20 protein-coding genes are annotated in these 21,777 nt (G+C 67.5%); 7 read left to right on the forward strand and 13 right to left on the reverse strand.

The genetic code is table 11. The features are described from left to right. Positions 1 to 5: 5 nt before the first annotated feature. A complete protein-coding gene (locus tag FHS23_RS20695) occupies positions 6 to 1,907 on the forward strand; it encodes an FAD-dependent monooxygenase (protein WP_183658711.1) in 1,902 nt (633 codons plus the stop codon). 30 nt (positions 1,908 to 1,937) lie between these two features. Further along, a complete protein-coding gene (locus FHS23_RS20700; RefSeq protein ID WP_221219890.1) occupies positions 1,938 to 3,335 on the forward strand; it encodes an aldehyde dehydrogenase family protein in 1,398 nt (465 codons plus the stop codon). Between the two features lie 52 nt (positions 3,336 to 3,387). Here FHS23_RS20700 and FHS23_RS20705 read toward each other — a convergent pair whose 3' ends face one another. Then, entirely contained in the window at positions 3,388 to 3,888 is a 501-nt protein-coding gene (locus tag FHS23_RS20705; RefSeq protein ID WP_183658716.1) for a flavin reductase family protein, read from the reverse strand. 333 nt (positions 3,889 to 4,221) lie between these two features. On the opposite strand from FHS23_RS20705, the gene FHS23_RS20710 reads away from it, so the two are divergent. Next, positions 4,222 to 5,481 carry a styrene monooxygenase/indole monooxygenase family protein gene (locus FHS23_RS20710; RefSeq protein WP_183658718.1) on the forward strand — a complete coding sequence of 420 codons (1,260 nt, stop codon included), beginning with the start codon at positions 4,222 to 4,224 and terminating at the stop codon, positions 5,479 to 5,481. Continuing rightward, entirely contained in the window at positions 5,481 to 5,783 is a 303-nt protein-coding gene (locus tag FHS23_RS20715; protein WP_183658720.1) for an EthD family reductase, read from the forward strand. The genes FHS23_RS20710 and FHS23_RS20715 overlap by 1 nt, the downstream gene beginning before the upstream one ends. Here FHS23_RS20715 and FHS23_RS20720 read toward each other — a convergent pair. The 7 genes from FHS23_RS20720 to FHS23_RS20750 all read right to left on the reverse strand — a co-directional run bounded on the left by FHS23_RS20720 (position 5,762) and on the right by FHS23_RS20750 (position 13,467). Continuing rightward, complete coding sequence (locus tag FHS23_RS20720; protein ID WP_183658722.1) at positions 5,762 to 6,790, reverse strand: AraC-like ligand-binding domain-containing protein; 1,029 nt, start codon at positions 6,788 to 6,790, stop codon at positions 5,762 to 5,764. The two genes, FHS23_RS20715 and FHS23_RS20720, sit on opposite strands and share 22 nt — an antisense overlap. 143 nt (positions 6,791 to 6,933) lie before the next feature. Continuing rightward, positions 6,934 to 8,331, reverse strand: a complete 1,398-nt coding sequence (locus tag FHS23_RS20725) for an MFS transporter (RefSeq protein ID WP_183658724.1) — start codon at positions 8,329 to 8,331, stop codon at positions 6,934 to 6,936. An 80-nt stretch (positions 8,332 to 8,411) separates the two neighbouring features. Beyond that, positions 8,412 to 9,611, reverse strand: coding sequence for a cytochrome P450 (locus FHS23_RS20730; protein ID WP_183658726.1), 1,200 nt, complete (start codon positions 9,609 to 9,611; stop codon positions 8,412 to 8,414). Positions 9,612 to 9,636: 25 nt separating this feature from the next. Next, on the reverse strand, positions 9,637 to 10,905 hold the full coding sequence (locus FHS23_RS20735) for an NAD(P)/FAD-dependent oxidoreductase (RefSeq protein WP_183658728.1): 1,269 nt from the start codon (positions 10,903 to 10,905) through the stop codon (positions 9,637 to 9,639). Continuing rightward, on the reverse strand, positions 10,883 to 11,209 hold the full coding sequence (locus tag FHS23_RS20740) for a 2Fe-2S iron-sulfur cluster-binding protein (RefSeq protein ID WP_183658730.1): 327 nt from the start codon (positions 11,207 to 11,209) through the stop codon (positions 10,883 to 10,885). Before FHS23_RS20740 ends, FHS23_RS20735 begins: the two co-directional genes overlap by 23 nt. Positions 11,210 to 11,240: 31 nt before the next feature. Then, entirely contained in the window at positions 11,241 to 12,431 is a 1,191-nt protein-coding gene (locus FHS23_RS20745; protein WP_183658732.1) for a cytochrome P450, read from the reverse strand. Positions 12,432 to 12,534: 103 nt separating this feature from the next. Then, on the reverse strand, positions 12,535 to 13,467 hold the full coding sequence (locus FHS23_RS20750; RefSeq protein ID WP_183658734.1) for a LysR family transcriptional regulator: 933 nt from the start codon (positions 13,465 to 13,467) through the stop codon (positions 12,535 to 12,537). A gap of 640 nt (positions 13,468 to 14,107) precedes the next feature. Here FHS23_RS20750 and FHS23_RS20755 point away from each other — a divergent pair. Next, positions 14,108 to 14,689 (forward strand): TetR/AcrR family transcriptional regulator, encoded by a 582-nt coding sequence (locus FHS23_RS20755; RefSeq protein WP_183658736.1) that lies wholly within the window; start codon positions 14,108 to 14,110, stop codon positions 14,687 to 14,689. Between the two features lie 186 nt (positions 14,690 to 14,875). Here FHS23_RS20755 and FHS23_RS20760 read toward each other — a convergent pair whose 3' ends face one another. The 4 genes from FHS23_RS20760 to FHS23_RS23845 form a co-directional block, all read right to left on the reverse strand. Then, on the reverse strand, positions 14,876 to 16,087 hold the full coding sequence (locus FHS23_RS20760; RefSeq protein WP_183658738.1) for an MFS transporter: 1,212 nt from the start codon (positions 16,085 to 16,087) through the stop codon (positions 14,876 to 14,878). An 18-nt stretch (positions 16,088 to 16,105) separates the two neighbouring features. Next, complete coding sequence (locus tag FHS23_RS20765) at positions 16,106 to 16,348, reverse strand: hypothetical protein (RefSeq protein ID WP_183658740.1); 243 nt, start codon at positions 16,346 to 16,348, stop codon at positions 16,106 to 16,108. Positions 16,349 to 16,460: 112 nt separating this feature from the next. Beyond that, on the reverse strand, positions 16,461 to 16,619 hold the full coding sequence (locus tag FHS23_RS23840; protein ID WP_343054141.1) for a hypothetical protein: 159 nt from the start codon (positions 16,617 to 16,619) through the stop codon (positions 16,461 to 16,463). Between the two features lie 254 nt (positions 16,620 to 16,873). Then, a complete protein-coding gene (locus FHS23_RS23845) occupies positions 16,874 to 17,707 on the reverse strand; it encodes an MmyB family transcriptional regulator (RefSeq protein ID WP_183658742.1) in 834 nt (277 codons plus the stop codon). 101 nt (positions 17,708 to 17,808) lie between these two features. Between FHS23_RS23845 and FHS23_RS20780 the strand changes: the two genes are divergently transcribed. Further along, complete coding sequence (locus FHS23_RS20780; RefSeq protein ID WP_183658744.1) at positions 17,809 to 18,543, forward strand: SDR family NAD(P)-dependent oxidoreductase; 735 nt, start codon at positions 17,809 to 17,811, stop codon at positions 18,541 to 18,543. A gap of 53 nt (positions 18,544 to 18,596) precedes the next feature. Next, complete coding sequence (locus tag FHS23_RS20785) at positions 18,597 to 19,871, forward strand: M24 family metallopeptidase (RefSeq protein ID WP_183658746.1); 1,275 nt, start codon at positions 18,597 to 18,599, stop codon at positions 19,869 to 19,871. 147 nt (positions 19,872 to 20,018) lie between these two features. Here the strand turns inward: FHS23_RS20785 and FHS23_RS20790 are convergent, their stop codons facing one another. Further along, positions 20,019 to 21,077 carry an esterase/lipase family protein gene (locus tag FHS23_RS20790; protein ID WP_246382518.1) on the reverse strand — a complete coding sequence of 353 codons (1,059 nt, stop codon included), beginning with the start codon at positions 21,075 to 21,077 and terminating at the stop codon, positions 20,019 to 20,021. Positions 21,078 to 21,777 lie beyond the last annotated feature (700 nt).

Genomic DNA, 21,777 nt, shown 5'->3' on the forward strand with positions numbered 1-21,777 from the left:
ACATCGTGCAGTTCCACCATCACGGCTACGTTTCCGGTGATCCCCGCGTTCAGCCGATTGCCGGGACCGGTGTGGATCGGCCGGACGAGCTTCCCGACGAGGTCGACGTCCTCATCGTGGGTAGCGGTCCCGCCGGAATGGTCGCCGCCGCCCAGCTCGCGCAGTTCCCGAACATCGTGACGCGGGTGGTCGAACGCCGTCCGGGACGGTTGGAGGTCGGGCAAGCCGACGGTATCCAGGCGCGCAGCGTCGAGACGTTCCAGGCGTTCGGGTTCGCCGGCCGGATCACCGAGGAGGCCTACCGGATCACCGAGATGTGCTTCTGGGCACCGGATCCGGACAATCCTGAGAACATCATCCGGACGTCCCGTGCTCCCGACGACGCGACGGGCGTCAGCGAGTTCCCGCACCTGATCGTCAACCAGGCGCGCGTGCTGGACTACTTCGCGGAGGCCGCGCGCAACGCACCGGCGCGGCTGGAACCCGACTACGGATACGAGTTCGTCACCTGCGAGGTCGCCGACGAGGGGCAGTACCCGGTCACGGTGACGTTGCGACACAGCACGGGCCCGGAGGAGGGGCAGGTGCGGATCGTCCGGGCGAAGTACGTGGTCGGTTGTGATGGCGCGCGCAGCCGGGTGCGTGAGTCGATCGGACGGGAACTGGTCGGCGACCAGGCCAACCACGCCTGGGGCGTGATGGACGTGCTCGCCGAGTCCGACTTCCCCGACATCCGCACCAAATGCGCCATCCAGTCCCACGACGGCGGGAGCATTCTGCACATCCCGCGCGAGGGCAACCACCTGTTCCGGATGTACGTCGACCTCGGTGAAGTCTCCGAGGGCGACCACGGAAAAATCCGCGAGACCACCCAGGACGAGGTGGAGGCGCGGGCGAATCGAATCCTGCACCCCTACACACTGACCGTGAAACACGTCTGCTGGCGCAGCGTGTACGAGGTGGGGCACCGGCTCGCCGACAGGTTCGACGACGTCCCCGCCGAACTCGTGGGCACCCGCACACCGCGGGTGTTCATCACCGGCGACGCGTGCCACACCCACAGCGCCAAGGCCGGACAGGGCATGAACGTGTCCATTCAGGACGGATGGAACATCGCCTGGAAGCTGGGGCACGTGCTCGACGGCCGTGCCCCGGAGTCGCTCCTGGACACCTACTCGGCCGAACGGCAGGTCATCGCGCAGAACCTGATCGACTTCGACAGGGAATGGTCGCGCATGATGGCCGCCAAACCCGACGAGCTCGGTGACTCGAACGCCTTGGCCGACTTCTACGTGAAGACAGCCGAGTTCCCGGCCGGACTGATGACCCAGTACGAGCCGTCGCTGATCACGGGCGACGCCATGTACCAGGAGCTGGCAACGGGGTTTCCGATCGGCAAACGCTTCAAGTCGCACCCAGTGACGCGGTTGTGCGATGCCAACCCGGTGCACCTCGGTCACCATCACCGCGCGGACGGGCGCTGGCGGATGTACGTTTTCGCTGACCGCCCGCAGGCGGGACAGCCCTCGAAGGTATGGGACTTCGCCGAGTGGATCACCTCCTCGCCGCAGTCGCCGCTGGCCTACACGCCCGAGGACGCCGACATTGATGCCTGGTTCGACGTCAAGGTGGTCTACCAGCAGGACCACGTCGGTGTCGAGATCAATGCGGTGCCGAGGGCGTACCTGCCGCAGGTCGGTCCGTATGCGTGCGTCGACTACGAGAAGGTCTACGCCGCCGATCCGGCTGATGACATCTTCGACGGACGGGGCATCGACCGCGACGGCGTGCTCGTCGTCGTCCGCCCGGATCACTACGTCGCCACCATCCTTCCGCTCGAGGCCACCGACGAACTCGCGACGTTCTTCGAGAGCGTCGCCGGTGGTGAGCGCTACCCCGGCGTCTGAACCGCCGGTCCGTCAAGAATGGAGAACGCCATGTTCGCGAAGGCCGAAGACCTGCTCGCCGTTGTGCAGCCGTCCTCCGATGGCAGGGAGATCATCGACCCGGCCACCGGTGAGACCGTCGGGCGGGCACCGGAGCACGAGCGTGCGGATCTGGATGCGGCTGTCGAGGCCGCCCGCGCGGCCCAACCGGCGTGGGAAGCACGGGGACACGCCGAGCGCAGCGCCCTGCTCACGCGGGCAGCGCAGGCTGTCGCCGACAGTGCGGAGGCACTCGCGGAGCTGCTGTCGCGGGAACAGGGGAAACCGCTCAACGGCCCCAATGCGCGGTTCGAGGTCGATGCGTGCGCGGGGTGGCTGCGCGCCACCGCTTCGTTCGAGCTCGAACCGCAGACAGTGAGCGAGGACGCGGAACTGCACTACCGGCCGTTCGGGGTCGTGGGCGCCGTCGGACCCTGGAACTGGCCCATGATGATCAGCGTCTGGCAGTTGGCGCCTGCGCTGCGGATGGGCAACACCGTGGTGCTGAAGCCATCCGAGTACACGCCCCTGTCGGTACTGGCGCTGGTACACGTACTCAACACCGAGCTACCCGACGATGTGCTCCACGTGGTTTCGGGCGGTCGCGAGATCGGCGAGGCGCTGGTAGCCCATGCGAGTATCGACAAGCTCATGTTCACCGGCTCGACTGCCACCGGCAAGGCCATCATCCGGTCGTCCGCGGACACGGTGAAGCGGTTGACCCTCGAACTCGGAGGTAACGACGCCGGCATTGTGTTGCCGGACGTCGATCCCGCGGGCATCGCCGAGGACCTGTTCTGGGGTGCGTTCATCAACACCGGCCAGACGTGCGCCGCACTCAAGCGCCTGTACGTGCACGAGGACGTCTACGACAGCGTCGTCGACGCGCTGGCGCGCGTCGCGGCGGCCACACCGATGGGAATCGGTCTCGACGAGGAGAACGTACTCGGGCCGCTGCAGAACAAGGCACAGTACGAGATCGTGGCCGACCTGGTCCAGGCCGCGAAGGACGCGGGCGCCCGCATCGTCGTCGGCGGGAATCCGGCCGATGACCAACGCGGGTTCTTCTATCCGGCGACCATCGTGGCCGACATCGACGATGCGAACCCGCTCGTCGCGCGTGAGCAGTTCGGCCCGGTTCTTCCGGTTGTCAAGTACTCGTCGGTCGACGACGCGGTGGCGATGGCCAACGGACTCGACGTCGGACTGGGTGCCTCGGTGTGGTCCGCTGATCGGGAGCGGGCCAAGGCGATCGCTGCGCGCCTGCAGGCCGGCACAGTCTGGATCAACAAGCACGGGGCGATCGATCCCCGTGTTCCATTCGGCGGTGCCAAGCAGTCCGGGTACGGCCTCGAGTTCGGCGTCGAAGGGCTCAAACAGCTCGGCCAGCCGCAGGTCATCAGCGGCTGACCGGACGAGATCCCGCGCAGGGTCCCCGGCAACCCGGGGGCCCTGCGCGTGCTCACGCGTCGGGGATGGTCACGAAGCCACCGTCGACGAAAGCCAGGCAGTCGCCCCTGCGATGGCCGAAATGTTCGACACGGCCCAGGAACAGGGTGTGGTCGCCACCATCATGTTCGGCCCAGGGCGTGCATTCGAACCACGAGGCAGGGTCGGCCAGCCGGGGAGCATGTGCGCCTTCGACCCAGTCGGGCTCCAGGTTCGGCTTGCCCGCGAAGTGCATCGCTACGTCGCGCTGGTCGGCACCGAGCACGTTGACGGTGAATGGTCTGTTGCCCAGCAGTGCGTGCGCGCGGACCGACCGCTGGATGGCCACGAGCACGAGCGGCGGGTCCAGCGACACCGAGGTGAACGAATTGACCGTCAGCCCGTGGCGTTTCGACACGCCGTCGAAGGTGACCACGGCGACGCCGGTCGCGAACCGGCCGAGGCAGCCGCGCAGCACCTGCGCGAGCTCGGCCGGGTCATCGTAGGCAGCAGCGGCGGTGGACGGTGCGGTCATCGTCGATCGCTCCTCGTCTCTCGGGGTCGCCGACATTCGGTGGACTCGGCGCCGGATGTACATCGACGTCACGCAGCGTCCGAGACCGGAGGTGGCGGCCGCTACCCCGATTCCGCTGCCTTGCCGTGGTTGCACAGACGCGTGCGTCCGTTGGACAGTGCGACCCGGGCATCGCAGGGCGGCCGGTGCGGCGAGTTGACAGCCAGTGCACCGCTTCTGCGCCTGAGTGAACAGTGGCGCGTGAGGCTGTGCCGGGACGCACTCCGCGCGTCAGGATGACTGCGGCCGACCACGTCGGCGCTACCACGGGCACGGCTCAACGAGGAGACGCAGATGCCAGATATCGGGATCATCGGAGCGGGCACGGCGGGGCTGCACCTCGCCCTGCTGCTCCAGCAGGCCGGGGTTCCCACCCGGATCTACACAAATCAGACCGCTGAGCAGATCGCGTCGGGACCACCGCAGAACAGTGTCTCGCACCACGCGCCGACCGTCGCCAGGGAAAGCGCGATGGGGGTGAATTTCTGGCCTGTCGACGAGTACGGCTACCAGGTGCATTACCACCATCTGAACGTTCCGGACGGTCCTCCCGTGTTCCGCGGTGATTTCCTGCGCCCCTCGCGGGTTCTGGACTACCGGATCTATCTGCCGCGGTTGATGGCCGAGTACGAGGAGCGTGGCGGGACCATCGAACAGCGCTCGGTCGAACCGGCCGATTTCGAGCAGCTCGCCCGCAGGCACGACCTGATCGTGGTCGCCGCCGGCAAACGCTCGTTCGCGGAGTACTTCGGTGAACGGCCCGACGCGTCGCCGTACGCGAAGCCGCAGCGGCACCTGGCGGTGGGTTTCTGGGACGGTGTGGCGCAGACCGAACCGCGCGCCGTGACCATGAGCATCTCGCCGGGCCACGGCGAACTGCTTGACCTGCCCATCACCACCTTCGATGGCTGGGCCAGCGCGTTGCTGTGCGAGAACGTTCCTGGCGGCGATCTCGAGGTGCTGATGACGCAAAAGGAGTCCTCGGATCCCGAGGCTTACCGCAGGCTGACCCTGGAGAAGCTCAAGGAACACCATCCGACGGTGTTCGAACGCATCGACGAATCCCGGTTCGCTTTGATGCGTCCCGGCGATATCCTGCAGGGCGCGGTGCGTCCGGTGGTGCGCGAGGACTACCGGACGTTGACCGACGGGACCGTCGTGCTGGCGCTGGGTGACGCGCACGCCACCGTGGACCCGGTCACGGGGCAGGGCGCCAACTCCGCGTCGTTCGAGGCGCAGGTGGCCGCGGACGCGATCATCGAGGACGGAGTGGTCGACGAGCGTTTCGCGCAGAAGGTCGCATTGCGGCGCAGGGAACGCGTCGACGGGCTGAGTACGTGGGTGAACACCATGATCGAGACGCCCACGCCGCCACATCTGCAGAAGCTCATCGGCGCGATGTCGCAGATGCGCACGTTGTGCGACGAGTTCACCGAGAACTTCAGCTATCCCCACCGCAACGGCGACATGGTGGCCACGCCCGCACGGGTGGACGCCGCGATCGCCCGCCATGCCGAAATCGGCCAGGATCCCACCGACGCGAAGGCGCACTGATGCACAAACTGCTGGTCCTCTACCCGCACCCGACCGATCCCGAAGCGTTCCGGTCGTACTACGAGCACACGCACCTGCCGCTGGCTGCGCAATTGCCGGGAATGCTCGATTGGCGCTACAGCCTCTCTGTACGTTCGGCGCCGGAGGAGGCCTACTTCGCCGTGTTCGAGGCCGATTTCCCCGATGCCGAGACGCTGGCGGCGGCGTTGTCCTCGCCGGAGGGCGAAGCGGTGCAGGCCGATGTGCCGAACTACGCCACCGGCGGCGCGATCGTGCTCGACTACCCGGTGGCCTCTCCCTGAGCCGGCCGTGGTTCGCCGCGCCGCGGGTGCCCCCGTGCGGCGCGGCGAAACGCGCTGGGGGACACCCCGACCTGGTGGCGGAACGTGCGCGAGAAGTGTGACGCGTCCGGGTAGCCCCAGCTCGTCGCGATGTCGGCGATCGACCGGTTGGCGTGCAGCGGATCGGCCAGTTCGCGGCGGATTGCCTCGATGCGCTGTTGGCGGATCCAGGCTGAGACGGTCATGCCCTGTTCGTGGAACAGGGCATGTAGGTGACGCGTGGAGATGTAGACCGCGCGGGCGATGCTGTCGGGATTGAGGTCGGTGTCGCCCAGATTGTCCGTGATGTACTGGCGGATGCGCAGCATCAGCGACAGATGCTCGTGGTCGCCCTCCGCGGTGTGTGCCAGGGCGGCGGTGCTCAACAGCGCAGAGATCAGGTCCACGGCGGTGCGCACCACCCGTGCGGCGACGGGCCCCTCCAGCGCGCCGAAGTCGCTGGAGAGCTCCGTCAACAGCGGGGTGACCAGCCTCGTCAGTCGTTCCTCCGGGCCCAGCGACATCGCGGTGATCGCGCGGACGTGGTCCGGGCTCGGGTCGACCAGATCGCGCGGAAACATGATCACGACGGCGTCCACGTGATCCGGGAAGCGCAGATCGTACGGCCGGGCGGTGTCGTAGACGCTCACGCTTCCCGGCACCATCGTCGCGCTGCGTGCGTCCTGCACGAGTTCGCCGTGGCCCTCGACCAGCAGCATGATCTTGTAGAACAGCCGCTCGGAGGCCTCGATGAGCGCCGGTGTGCGGTGCACCTCGTGCGGACTGACCCGCAGTCGGGAGAAGAACACGCCGTCGATGACCCGGCCGCGAATGGTGCCGGCGAACCGCCCGTCGCTGAGGTCGTCGACCACCAGGGGCACGAACGACGACGACACCACGCGCTGCCACGCGAGTACCGACTCGGTGGCGAACGCAACCGGGGGCAGGGGTGCTTCGCGGCGCACACCTGCGACCGGTGATCCGGTCATGCACGCTCCTTCCCTAGCGACAACGCTGACGCTCGAACCCGGACAGTACCGTGCGCGGCCGGGCACGGCGTCGCGGCGAACGCCGAGCCCGGCCGGGCCGCCCCGTCGACGAGGTCGATCTCCCTCTGGCGGGCGGCCAGGACTTACCGCACGTGCGCCGGCTCGTCGGCCGAGGAACGGGCCGCCGAGAACACGGTCGCCCCGCGCTCCTGCTCGGCCTGGTTGTCGACACCGAGGTCGATACCTGTGCGATCTCGCAGGAGTGCGCAGGCGAGGACGGCGAGTGCGAACATAGCGAGCAGGTAGCCGGCGACCGTGTAGATGCTTCCGGTCGCCTGGACGAGCGTTGTGGCGATCATCGGTGCGAAGGCACCTCCGAGGATCGCGCCGAGTGCGTACGATATGGCCACGCCGGAGAATCGCACCGAGGCCGGGAAGATCTCGGCGTACCACGCTGACTGAGGCCCGTACGCGAGACCCAGACCGATGGTGAACAGCGCGAGGCCCAGGAAGAGCGGCCAGATGTGGCCGGTGTTGACCAGGGCGAACATCGGCACCACGGTCAGGATCAGGCTGGCGTACCCGATGAGGTAGGTGCGTTTCCGGCCGAAGCGATCGGCCATGATGCCCGACAGGAACGTCGTCAGGGTCCACAGGGCAGCAGCGCCGGTGATGGCCAGCAGCACTGGGGTTCGCTCGAGCGCGACCTCTCCTTCGGGGTCGGTGGCGTAGTTGGTGATGAAGCCGCCGGTGGTCATGTACCCCGCGGCGTTGTTTCCGGCGAAGACGAAGGCGGCGAGGACGATGAGCAGCCAATGCCTGCGGAACAGCTCGACGATGGGCGCCTTGGTCCGCTGTTTCTTCGCTGCCATCTCGGCGAACACGGGGCTTTCGTCGACGGCGCGTCGAACCACGTAGCCCACGCCGATCAACACTGTGCTCAGCAGGAACGGGATCCGCCAGCCCCAGTCGAGGAAGGCTTGTCCCGGCGCGATCACGCCGGTCATCAACGCGGTGACACCGGAGGCGAGGAGCATCCCGAGCGGTACGCCGATCTGCGGGAACGCTCCCGCGCGGCCGCGACGATGCGGCGGCGCGTGCTCGACGGCCATCAGGACGGCGCCGCCCCATTCTCCACCGGCCGAGATGCCCTGCAAGATACGGAGAAGTAGCAGCATGACCGGGGCGAGCACACCCGCGTTCTCGTAGGTGGGCAGTAGACCGATAAGTGCCGTCGCGCCGCCCATCATCACCAGGGTGATGACGAGCATGGCGCGTCTGCCGATGCGGTCGCCGAAGTGGCCGGCGAGGAACGCGCCGAGCGGCCGGAAGACGAAGCTGATACCGACGGTCGCGAACGACAGCAACAGCCCGATCTCCGAGCCCGCCGGAGCGAAGAACAGTTGGGAGAACACGAGTCCGGCGGCTGTGCCGTAGATGAAGAAGTCGTACCACTCGATGGTCGTACCGATGACCGTCGCGAAGGCGACTCGCCGTGAGTTCTGTTCTGTCGTACTTGCAGTGGGTGGGGATGTTGTCATTTCTGTTCCTCTTCGTTGAGGCGAAACGGTGCCGCCGGTGGGCCCGGCAGACGGTGGAAGGGAACGCGCGGGACCCGCTGTCACGCGTCCCAGGTCACGGGCAGCGTGGTCAAGCCACGGAAGACCCAGCCGTCCCAGGTCTCGGGCCGTCTCGGGTCGGTGCCCAGGCCGGGTAATTCTTCGTACAGCAACGGGACCGCGACGTCGCCGATGGCGATCCGGGCGGCCCAGTGGCCGGCGCAGAGGTGTACACCGCTGCCGAACGCGAGGTGCGGCCTGCGCTCACGGTCGATGTCGAACTCGTCGGGACGTGCGAACGCGGCTGGGTCGCGGTTGGCCGCGCCGACGACCACTCCGACGGGCGCTTCGGCCGGGAGTTGCACTCCTTGCAGGGTGACCGCCCGGGTGGTCTCCCTCGGATACATGCCGATCGGTGACTGCCAGCGGACTGCCTCGTCGAACACCCTTGCCCACAGGGACGGGTCGGCAAGGACACGGCGGCGCTGTGCGGGGTGGTGGGACAGTGCCCATACCGCGTTTGTTACGGCGTGCTGAGGCTCGTTCATGCCGCCGGAAATAACCAGTTTGACGTTCGCGGTGACCTGCTCGACGGGAAGACCGCTCGCGATCAGCGCCGAGGTGATGGATTCGTCGGGAGCCTTCCGATAGAACGGGATGAGCTCGGTGAGCAGCGCGTCGACCTCGTCTTGAGCTGCGTCGCAGCGACGCCATATCTCCGCGTCGTCGAGCAGATTTCCCGTGCCTGCGATGAATGCGTGGGACCACCGGCGGAGATCGTCGACGGTCACGTGCCTGAGCCCCAGCAGGTCGATGAGGTTCTGCGACGCCACCGGCGCTGCGTAGTCCCGGTTCAGATCGGCCTCGTCCGGGCCGTACGAGCGCAGCGTCTCCAGATGGTTCCGCGCGTTCCGCTCGAAGATCGGCGCCCAGTGCGCTCGCAGGCTCTTCGGGCGCAGCGACGTGTTGATCGCTGTCCGTTCCCGGGCATGGTCGGGATCGTCCTTGCGCAGCATCGGAGTCGCGCCCATGGCTCTGGCCATGGTCGCGCCGCCACCGCGCACTGCCGCGGAGAACGTTTCCTGGTCTTCCTCGATGGCACGGCAGGCCGCGGACGAGGTCACCAGGTACCGGCCGAGAGCGGGCACCCAGGCGACGGGCGTCTCGTGCACAAGCCGTCGGTAGGTGGGGTAGGGGTCGCGCATCAGCTCCGCGGGATCGACCCAGTCGGCGATGGGCGCCTCGGTGGTGGTCGTCGTCATGGCGGTTCCTCGTGGTGTGATGCGCTCAGGGTGTGGGCTCGAGCGCGCGGGCGAAGACCTTCAGGGAGAAGCCAGGGTCGTCCAGTCGCTCCGGTGCGGGCGCACGTCCCTCGGCGAGCAGCCTGCGGGCGGCCATATGGTCGGCAGGTCGGTTGAGCGATTCCACTGCGACGAGCCGTTCCCCGCGGTAGGAGCACACGGAGAACTTCCCCTCGGCTGGGTCGCCGAGGACGAGGGCACGGTCGTCGGGTAGTCGGAGGCCGGCGATCTGCAGCTTCATCGGCCCCTGGTGGCTCCAGAACCACGGCAGCTCCCGATATCCGCCGGGATCCTCGCGGCCCAGAATCGCCGCCGCCACGTGCCGGGCCTGGTCGGTGGCGTTCTGCACCGACTCGAGACGGATCCGGTTGCCCTGCAACGGATGCGGGAAGCTGGCACAGTCCCCGATCGCATAGATATCGGGGTCGCTCGTGCGGAGGTGTTCGTCGACGACGATCCCGTCGTCCACTGTCAACCCAGCCTGTATGGCGAGCTCGTCCCGCGGGACGACACCGATGCCCACGAGGACCAGGTCGGCTGTGTACTCGGTGCCGTCCGTTCCGATCGCGCCGCGGACCCGACCGTTGTCACCCAGGAAGGCGGTCACGCCCGTACCGAGTCGCAGGTCGACTCCGGTGCTGCGGTGAGCCTCGGCGATGTGCTCGGCCATCTCGGCGGACAATGCCCGGCCCAGGGGCCGCGCGGCTGCCTCCACCACGGTGACGGGAAGGCCGCGCTTCCGGGCGGCGGCTGCGAACTCGAGGCCGATGAACCCGGCCCCGACGACGAGCGCGGAGTCGCATCCGGCCATCGCGGCCCGTACGGCTTCGGCATCGGCGAGGGTGCGTAAGGAGTGGACGCCTTCGAGGTCGGATCCGGGTACCGGCAGGCTGCGGTTCGTGGCACCGCACGCGATGACGAGGCTGTCGTAGGGCAGCTGGCGCCCGTCGGACAGGTGAACCCTTCTGCCTGACCGGTCGATCATCGTGGCCGATGCGCCCGTGCACAGCTCGATCCGCTGCTCGGCGAAGAACTGCATTCCCCGTAAGGGAAGCGGTTCGGCATCGGCCGTGTCGAGGTGTTCCTTCGACAGTGGCGGCCGTTGGTAGGGAGGCGCCGACTCGTCACCGACCAGCGTCAGCGGGCCGGCATGGCCCATTGTTCGGAGGGCCTCGGCTGCCTGAACGCCCGCGTGGCCGGCACCGATCACGACAACGCTCGTGGTGGCCGCCTCAGACTTGGGAGGTGGGCACATCGACCTCGACCTCCTCGAGATCCGGGCCGAGGACCACCTGGCACCCGAGTCTGCTCCGGGTCTCGTCCCGTGGTGCGGCTGTGCACTCCAACATCTCTTCTTCGTCCTCGCTGATCTCCGGCAACCGGTCGAGGTAGCCGTCGCGGACGTAGACGTGGCAGGTCGCGCACATGGCTTGGCCGCCGCACTCGCCGACGATGCCGGCGACGTCGTTCTGCAGAGCCACTTTCATCACGGAAGTGCCGTCGGGCGATTCGACGACATCGGTCTCGTCGTTGTCGTGGTGGAAGATCACTTTGGGCATGGGAACTCCTCGAAAGTTCAGGTTCGGCGGGTCAATCCCAGAGAACGGGCAGCGAGGTCACGCCGCGGAACACCCAGCCGCCGCACACCGCGGACCGGTCGGGATCGAGCCGCAGGCCGGGCAACTCGCGGAACAGGCCCGGCAGGGCGACATTCACCACGGAGGCGCGGGCGACCCAGGCTCCCGCGCAGAAGTGATTGCCCCCGCCGAAGGCGAGATGGGGTTTCCTGGGGCGGTCGATGTCGTAGGACTCAGCGTCGACGAAGACGTCCGGGTCCCGGTTCGCCGCACCGACCGCGATACCCAGGCGCGCGCCCTGGGGGATGTGCAGACCGCACAGCTCGGTGTCCCGGGTGGCCTCGCGCGGGTACATGCTGATCGGAGCCACCCAGCGGATCGACTCCTCGAACGCATCGGACCAGCGCCCGTCGGCGACCACGGAGGTGAGCTGTGTCGGGTGACTGAGTAGGGCCCAGGCCGTCGTTGCGACCGCGTCCCGGGGCTCGTTGAGCCCGCCGCCGATCGTCATCTTGAAGTTCGCTCGCAGCGCTTCCAGCGGCATCCCGGATGCGCCGAGCACTGACAGCAAACTGCCGTTCGGACGGTCGCGCAGGATCGGCAGCATTTCGTCGATGGCCACATCGACTTCGTGGGACGAGCGTTCGGCCGCGGCCCAGACGTCGGGATCGTCGCCGTAGTTCCCGGTCCCGTCGATCATGGTCTGCGACCACCGCTGGAGGTCCTCCTGCGTGGCGTTCTCGAAACCCATGATCACGCGGAGGTTCTCCGCGGCGAACGGGGCGGCGAATTCTTTGACCAGGTCCGCGCCGGGACCGACCTCGCGGAGCCGTCCCAGATACGTCGCGAAGCTCTGCTCGAAGACCCTGGTCCACTCCTGCTTGATCGCTTTGGGGCGGAGCACTCCACCGTAGGCCTTACGTTCGATGTCGTGTTCCGGGTCGTCCTTGCGGAGCATGCTGTGCCCCATGGAACGCTTCATCAGCGAGTTGGTCTCGTCCGCAGTGAATCGTTCTTGGTCGAGCTCGATCGTGTGGCAGGCTTCGTACCCGATGACCAGGTAACGATTGACTGCGGGAACCCAGTGGATGGGCGCCTCGCCGCGGAGGCGTCGGTAAATCGGGTACGGGTCCGCGTAGAGATCGGGGATGGTGACCCAGTCCGCCGAGGGAATGGATCGCGGGTGTGTCGTGTCCACGGTCATCGTTGACGTGTCCCTTCTGACTCCGTTGGTCAGAAGTGTGAGTTCGGCTGCCTCTCGAAGTAAACTTCCGAAAAATTGGCATGGACCGAACTTCAGGTTTGGTTCACGGAGGTCCGGTCTGGCGAGTCCGCGGGTCGAGCAGGTGGCCGTTCATCTGGGCGAAGTCCACAAGGGCACTCGCTCGGTCGGTCAACCGCACGTCGTGGGGCCACATCATGCGGACGACGGCGGGCCGGACGGACGGGCTGATCTCGCGGACGGCGAGGGCCGTGCCGTCGTAGGTCGTGGGTGAGGCGGGCCGCTGGATGAGGATCGTGTATCCGAAGCCGTGTGCGACCAGCGAGCGCGTGAGCTCGAAGTCCGTGGTCCGCTGCACGATGTTCGGCGTGACGCCCGCGTCCGCGTAGAGCATCAGCGTGTGTTCCTGGGCGGGCGGGAAATTGAGCAGGATCATCGGCTCTGCGGCGAGGTCGGCCAGGCTGACCGACTCGGCCGACGCAGCGGGGTGGTCCTCCGGCAAGAGCACGTACGGCGGAGCTTCATACAGTACGACCGAGTCGAGTCCGGCTGGCAGGCCCATGTCGTAGCCGACCGCCAGGTCGAGCGACCCGGCGAGCAGCCGGTGCGGCAGCTCCGCCTGACTACCGGTGACGACGGTCAAGTCGATGGAAGGGTGTTGCTCGGCGACCCAGCGCGTGAGCGTCGGAACGATGGTCGGCGCCAGCGTTGCGTAACAGCCCAGAACCAGGGGACCGACCAGTTCGGCCCCGCCGCTCGCCGTGGCGAGCTGTAGTTCCCCGGCGTCTCGGAGCAGAGTGGTGGCGCGGTTGTAGAGGAACGTTCCGGTCGGGGTGAGGACGACCCCGTGAGCCTTGCGCCGGACCATCAGCTGCGTGTGCAGAGTGCGTTCGAGCTCGGTGATCGCGGAGGCGACGGCCGTCGGCGTGACATGGAGTGAGCCCGCGGCTGCCGAGATCGACCCCGCATCCGCGACGGCGACAAGGTACTCGAGCTGGCGCAGCGTGTAGCTCGGCATTGTGAACCTCAGGTGGTCGGTTGGCTTCATCGTTGAAAGCACAGTGTGGAACCAACGCTAACCGGAAGACATGCCAGGGCATACGTCGGAGCACTACCTGCCCGAGCTGCGTGAGCGGGCATGTCGATCTTCGACAAGGTCGCTACGCAAGCCGCTGCCGAAGCTCGGGCCACGACGTGGGTGCGGATGTGGGTGCGAACGGGCCGTCGGTTCAAGTCCGATCCGGCCCACCTTTGTGACCTGCATGTTCGACCGATCGCCCATCTGGGTTTCGACTCTTGGGTGCGGGTTTGGGTCCGGAGTGGCGGCCGGGTATGGCTCGCACGCGTTCCGGCGGTACGGAACTGGTGACGGGATGTCGGACGTGTCTGCGCGAGAAGATCAACGGCACGGACGACGCGGGCGCAAGGCCTACGGGGAACACGATTGTGCAGCTACGTCGCCTGACCGGTGACCTCCCAGGCCCGACAGACGGTGCACGGGCTGGTGCTGGGCAACAACGGCGGGCCCACTTCACCAAGGAGGGGTGACCGTCAGAAAGGCGTCATGAGCCGCAACTGACGTCGCAGGTGGGCGACGAGTCCCGTAGGGCCGGCGAATGGCGCGGAACAAGCAGCTGTTGGTGTGGTTGTGTATAGCGATGGTGAGATCGGAGGAGAGCCGGAGCCGTCGCGCCCTGTTGGACGCTGCGGCGACTCTGTTCTACGCGCGTGGCATCCGGCCGGTGTCGATCGACATGATCGTGGAGGCGTCCGGGGTGTCTCGGATGACCTTGTATCGGCACTTCCCATCTAAGCAGGATCTGGTTCGGGCGTACTTGCAGCGTCGCGACGAGGAGTCGTGGCGGTGGTTCGCCGGGCGGGTCGCCGAGCTGGGCGACACCGCCGAGACGCGGCTGTTGGCCATGTTCGATGCACTTCGGGAGTGGTTCGAAACCCCGGAGTTCCGCGGGTGTGCGTTCTTGAACGCCTCGGCGGAGTACTCGGAAGGCGACGCCGAGATTCGGTCGTTGGTGGTCGCGCACAAGCATCGGATCGAGGAGTTCATCCGCGCGGAGGCCGCCGAGGCCGGGGCCGCGGATCCGCCGGCGGTGGCTTCCGGGATCTTCTTGCTGCTCGAGGGCGCCACGGTGACGGCGCAGTGGGCCGGTAGCGCTGAGCCGGCCGGACAGGCCCGGCAGGTGGCCGAGGTGATGCTGCGGGCGCTCCTTCCCCAGCCGTAGCCGCTCTGGCTGGGGAAGGAGCCAGTCTCACTGGTGTTCAACGGGCATGTGCGAGCAGGCGACACGGTGTGGCCGATGGGGTCCCGCCGTGCGGGCCAGTCGCGTGGCTTCGGTGCTGTCGGGAAAATGGCGTCGCAGCGATCCGAACGCGGGGGCGACCGGGCGACAGGGCGGTCGAGGGCACCTTCACGGGACCTCCTGGAGGTTGTGATGTCCGCTGGCTGGTAGCTGTGGTCGTGCAAGGCGGACGGTGACGAGCAGGACCAGGCACGCGGCGACGCCGACGGCGACCAGGCCCCACAGGGCGGGGGTCCAGGTGCCGGTGTGTTCGGCGATCAGGCCGGTGCCGGTGGGGCCGAGTACGGCGCCGACTCCGCTGGCGACGTACTGCAGGCCGAGCAGGCTGGAGAGCCGGTCGGTGGCGAACAGGGCCGCGAGCACCAGCGGCAGCAGTGCGATGAAGGCACCGTAGCCCAGGCCGAACAGCACCACGAACGCCGCCAGGCCGGACACGCTGCTGGCGTGGGCCCACAACAGTGTGGCGACGGCCGCGGCCGCGACCGCCGCGGTGTGGGTGATCAGGAGCGTCTGTGGTCGGCGGACGCGGGCGATGACCAGACGCCCGACCACGCTGACCAGCCCGATCAGCCCGATCAGGCTCGCGGCGATCGCCGGGGAGATCCCGAGCGTCGCGGCCTGCGTCGGGAGCACGGCGAACGGGGTGTAGAGCACGGTGCTGGCCAGCACCGTCGATGCCCACAGCCACCCGAACCGAGCACTGCGAATGTGCTCGCGCGGATACCGCGGCCGGTCTCGCCCAGAGGTTGCCGGGCGTTCCACGACCAGCACCGAGCAGGCCAGCAGCGTCACGAGCACCACCACGGCGAGGAGCTGTTGAGCGGTCCGCCAGCCCAGCGTGCCGATCAGCCACTGGGCCAGTGGGGCCCCGAACACCGTGCCGAGCCCGATCCCGGTCACGACCAGCCCGACGGCCAGTGCTCGCCGCGGCGGCGGGGCGATCGCGCCGACGTGACCGACCACCGGCACCAGCACGCAGCCGACACCCAGTCCGGTGCCTACGCCGTAGGTCAGGTAGGCGGCAAGCAGGTTCGGCGCGATCGACGTGCCGAACAGTCCCAGGGCCAGCAGTAGCGCCGCGGCGATCAGCAGTGGCCGGACCCCGTGGCGCTCGGCCAGCGGGCCGGTCAGCGCCCCGAGGCAGAAGAACACGAAGGCCGTCGCCGAGAACAACCCCGCGGTCTGGCCGGCTCCCGACTGGAACTCGGCCGCAATGGCCGGGAGGAACACGCCGAAGCCGTAGGCGACCCCGAACGCGACGAGCAGCGCGGTGAACCCTGCGGCAACCGTGCGTGCGACGCCGTTGTCAGTTTGTGGCATGCTCCGAAACGATACTGACTAGTCACTCTCGCGCAAGGCTGTATCGGCGGGGCGGTGCTGGCCGGTGGTCACCGCGGCGGGGTGTTCGCCGAGCATCGCCGCCGGTTGGTGCCGATACTCGGCGACCTGGCCGCTCGCGCGCGAGCGGCCGGCGGGCTGCGCGCCGATTTCGTGCTCGACGACTTCGTGCTGATCCAGCTGGGTGGCCGTCGGTTGGTCGGTCTGCCGGCCGAGGAACGCGAGCGGGCCGCGCGACGTCATGCCTCGCTCGTGATCGAGTCGCTACGAGCCGACGGTGAGCGTGGCGTGGTGCCGACCCCGGCTCCGCTGGCCAGACTGGCCCTACAGGGTTGTGAGTGAGTGGCCGCGGGCGTCAACCTCGGGTCGGAACGCCGTTCGTCGTGCCTGTGCGGCCTGCCTCGTCCGGTGCGGCACCGGACTCGAGCAGTTCCGCGCGGATGTCGAAACCCGACCGCATGAGCGCGGTCGCCCAGCCGACGGTCTGGTCCAGTTCGACACCGCCGAACGTCACGAAGAAGCCGACGCCGGTCTGGGCGGCGATGAGCTCGCGGCGCTGCAGCTCGGACGGCGCGGCCGCGTACGGTTCCGCGGCTGACCTCGAACCGTTCGGCGAGTTCGTGTTAAGCGTCGAGGCGGGCTGGTAATGGACCGCCTTGGGGCGTCAACAGTCGGCACCGGTAATGGCGGAACCAGGCCGGCTCGATGGCGCACTGATCCCCGTCCCGGCCACCGCGTAGCTCGACAGTGGGCACGCCCCCGCGGCGGTCAGCAGTGGCCGGTGGAGATTGTGTGCAGTGTGTCGAGTGCCGAGGCCTCGCGTGCGCCGGCAGCGGAGTAGACGATCATCGACTGGTCGGTGTCGGGCAGCAGTAGGGTGTCGCAGTCCAGGACGAGCCGTCCGAGGTCGGGGTGGTCGATCGTCTTGCGCATCGACCGCCGCATCGTGGAGCGGCCTTCCTCCCACATGGTCCAGAACCGCTCGCTGCCGGCGATGAGCCCCTCGATCAGTGCACGCAGGTCCGGGTCGTGCGGGTAACGCGAGAGCGCGGTGCGCAGCACCCCGACCGACTGCTGCGCCGACGCCTCGTCCTCTTCCGGGTCGGGGGAGACCCGAGCGACGCCGGTGCCGAGGAACCGCTGCCAGATGATGTTGCACTGGCCGTCGGGCCAGCGTTTCAGGTCGCCGAGGAGTGCGCAGGCTATCGGGTTCTGTGCGAGTACGTCCCCCTTGGCCGAGAGCACCAGGGCGGGTAGATCGGTGAGCCGTTGGAGCAGCCGCAGCACACTGGGCCGGACCGACATCTCGACCCGATCGGCGAGTGGCGGTGCACTGCCGGCGAGGCGGAAGACTTGGTCGCGTTCGTCGTGCTCGAGATGGAGTGCCCGGGTCAGCGCGGTGATCACCTCGGGCGACGGGTGTGGGCCGCGGCCTTGTTCGAGGCGAACCACGTACTCGACGCTGAGTCCGGCGAGTTGCGCTACCTCCTCGCGGCGCAGGCCGACGACCCGCCGTCGAGGGCCGCGCGTGAGGCCGACCTGCTCAGGCGCGAGTCGCGCCCGCGCGGCCTTGAGCACATTGGCGAGCTCGACACGGTCCACCGTCCAAATTCTACTCGGTCGGTGCACCCCATCCTGGTACCGCCGCTCCTACTCTCGGGCGTATCTGGATAGCTTTGTGCCGCGCGGCCATTCTCGAGGGCATGAGCGAACCAGGAGGTGCCTCGAGCACCGCGACCACTGTTCTGATCACCGGCGCCAACAAGGGCCTGGGCTACGAGACGGCGCGCCGGCTCGGCGAACTCGGCTGGCGAGTCTTCCTCGGCGCGCGGGACGCGATCCGGGGCCGTGGGGCGGCCGAGCGGCTGGTGGCCGGCGGCGCGGACGTGACGTTCGTGCCCCTGGACGTCACATCCGACGACTCGGTCGCCGCCGCCGTCCAGGCCGTCGGTGAGGACACCGATCACCTGGACGTGCTGATCAACAATGCGGGCGTGACCGGTGAGTTGATCGGTCCGGAGGAGACGCTGCCGCAGCACCTCATCCCCGTTTTCCGCGTCAATGTCTTGGGCCCGGTTCGGGTTACCCATGCGTTCCTGCCGCTGCTGCGCGCCGGGCACGATCCACGAGTGGTGATGGTCTCCAGTAGCGCCGGGTCCCAGAAAGTCACTGCAGACGGCGAGCGGAAGGGCGGCTTCCCTCAACTGATGTATCCGGGTTCCAAAGCCGCCCTCAACATGATCACCACCCAGTACGCCAGAGGTATTCCGGACATTCGTTTCAACATGGCCGATCCGGGTTTCACCGCCACTGATCTCAACCACAACCAGGGCACGCAGACTGTCACTGAGGGCACCGACGCCATCGTTGAGTTCGCCGCCACCTCGCCCGGGCCGACCGGGAAGTACCGCGACCGCGAGGGCGTCGTCCCTTGGTGAGGGCGAATCTCGAGATGTCGACCCATGGTGGCGAAGACGGTGAGGAGGGCGATATGAACGACATGGCGGTACCGACGTTCTCGATAGCGGAGCGCGATCGCAGATGGGACCTCGCGCGCACGTTCATGGAGCGCGAAGGCCTCGACGCGTTGCTCGTCTTCGGCGAGCACGAAGACGCAGGCCCCGCGCCGTTCGCGTACGACACGTGGTTCACCAACAGCAGGCCCGGAACGACTCTCGTCTTCCCGTATGAGGGTGAGCCGGTCGTACTGTTTCCCATGGAGATGTTCACGAAGGATCATCTTGAATCCACGCGCCGAGGTGACGTCCTCTGGATCCAGCCGCAGAATATTCGAACGTCTCGCGATTCCCGTGCGATCGCTGACACGCTCCACGAACTCAGGTTGGCGCAGGGAACGGTCGGCGTCGTCGGTCTGGAGCCCCATGCCCCATGGCATCCCGATGGCATCGTGCCGTACCGGCTTTGGTCCACTCTTCTGGACGAGTTTCCCCACGTGGCCTTCAAGCCGGTCGCGACGGCTCTGCTCCGACTCATGATGCCGTTGGGCGCCGAGGAGATCGCAGTCGTGCGCTACGCCGCGAGCATTGGTGACGCCATGGTGCGCGCGATGGTCGACACTGCTGCCGCTGGTGTCTCCGAGAGCGTTGTGTACGCGGCGGGAATGGCTGCAGGGTATGCGTACGGAACAACCCCCGCAGCCATGCATTTCTGGTCGGGCCCCGCCCCGCTCGCCTCGGGCCTGCCGCAGTGGAGCTACCGTCCGCAGGCCCCGCGGACCCTGTGCGACGGCGACATCATTTCCGCCGAGGTGTTCTCCAACTTCGGTGGTCGCCATACCCAGCACCAAGCCACGATCACCATCGGTGAACCGAACGAGGACTTGCAGCGTGCTGCCACGGTCGCCCGCGCGGCCTACGATGCGGGCCTTCAGGCGATGCGGCCCGGCCGGACGTTCGGCGACGTCGTGGACGCCATGCGCGCGCCGTTGAACGCGGCCGACGGCTGGGAGTTCGGTCCCGCGGTCCACACGCTCAACCCCCTTGTCGGGGTGAGCGGCTTCCCCGCGGACCTCAGCAGGCAGATGGCAGGGGCCGACGCCTACCCTCCTGAGACCGACCACTCCACCGTATTCGGCGACGTGGAACTCGTGCCTGGGATGAGCTTCGCCCTCGAACCCAACTACGTCTTCGGGCGCCACCTCGCCTACATCGGCGGCACCGTGATCGTCGGCGAGGACGGGGCGATCGAGCTCAACCCGTACACGGCGCGGATCCTGCGCGCGGCGGGGACGACCACGGCCTCGTGAGGAGCGCGGTCAGGACGCCATCACCAGTCCGGTCTCCGGCTGCGACGGTGAGGGTCTTCGCGGCGGTGCACGTTTCCTCCGGCATGGCCGGGAAACCGGCGTCCCGCCACTCTGGCGAGCCGGGTGACGGGACGCGCGGTGAATGGCTTAGCCCGCGAACACGTACGACTTGAGCTCCGGCTCGGCGGGCTTGCGGTTATGCAGGATGAGCTCCTTGGAAACGGCTGACATCGAGTTGACGTACTCGGTCGCGAACTGCAGTGTCTCCACGCCTGGCATGAACGGTTCGGTGCACACGGCGCCGGACATTCGGTCCGGCCTGGCCGGACCGTCGTGGTTCAGTGCATCCATGGCCAGTGCGTAGGCCACCGGGTCGTAGGTGCCGACCGCGATGTGCTCGGAAGGCGGGCCGAGCGGGCAGACATCCTGGGTCGCGACGTTGGTGACCCGGCCGTCACCGGTGTGCAACGAACTCGTACCAGTGTCGTCGAGCGCGGGCTGCACGAACTCGTCGAGGTGCGTGTAGATGTTGGTGTACGAAATGCCTTCGAAGGTTTCCTGGTGCGAGTTTGTGGCCTGGGTGAAATTCGAGGTGGCGGTCTGCTGCCACAGTGACGGTGAGCAGCCAAGCGGCGGCAAGCACAGGGCGTCGACTACGAACGATCCGTGGTTCGTGGCGCCGAATCCGACGTAGTCATCGATCATCGGACGGATGTCGGGCCAGAAACGCATTGCGAAGCGAGGAACCAGCCCGCCCTGGCTGTGCCCGAGGATATCGACCTGGCGACCAGTGGCTTGGTGGATGTGTCGTACGGCGTGCACCACGTACTCGGCAGAGATCTGGGCATCACCCATCCCGCGATTGGGCATGGCCACCGCGCAGTACGGGCGGCCCAGCTTGTCCATCGCCCGGAACCAGTTCCAGGAGAAATTCTCGTCCGGCTTCATGGTGGTGCCGTGTACGAAGAGTACGGTGCCGTGCTCGGAGTGCTCCGCGTTCGCCGTGCATTCCAGACTCTTCGCGAGCTTCGCCTCGGGAACCGATAGTGCGGGCCCCGGCCGGTCGACCGGGGCGAATGCGTGGTCGGGCTCCGTGGTCATGATCGAGCTCGCCGATCCGGACGGCATGGTGAGAACGCTGAGAAACAGGGCCAATGCAGTCGCGATCGACGCGGCCCGCACGACTCTGTGCGCGGTACTGCTCATTGGGCTCTCCTCCTGCTGTTGGGCGCGGACTTCACATCTCGTCGCCGTTGACATGGTTGCGGTGCGTCCGCATGGCTGCATTGTCTACTCCATGTGCCGTATTGGTGCAACGTATTCCGGTCACGTATCGCCGATTCGCTCCGGTCGGAGATAAATCGCCAGTGCATAGTCGCTGGGACACGCCTCTCGTGTGAGACGTCCTGAAATGCGTCTCGACAGTGGATCGCGTGCGCAAGTCCGCGGTGTCAGGGAGGCGGTCAACTGCACCTGCACCAGGAGGCGACCAGCCTTCGACCGATGGGCAGCTTCCAGCGCAGCAAGTTCCTGCTCGCGGAGCTGGCATCTCAAGATCGACGCCACGCAGGCCTGTGTAGACCGGGCCGGTTGATGCGTACGCCCGGGACAGTTGACGGCGGCCGACGCTGCCATGGCGACGTTGGGTCGGTCGAGGTAAGACCCTCGACGCCTGCCCGCAGCTGAACGACGGATACGGCTATCTGCGCGGGGAGCTTGGGCGTGGCTCGACGGCAGGGTAAGTGCGATCTGGGTGGTCGCGAACGAGCTCATGAAGGAGTTGACCGGCCGTGGTCTCGGGCCGTGAGCACAGCGGGAGTTATCGCGCTAACCTGACTCACAGATGTGTCGAAGACGTGTATCGAAACATCGTTGACACGTCACCGACATTTCCGTTGCACGGGTT

Source organism: Prauserella isguenensis, from assembly GCF_014191605.1.
Classification (GTDB): Bacteria; Actinomycetota; Actinomycetes; order Mycobacteriales; family Pseudonocardiaceae; genus Prauserella; species Prauserella isguenensis.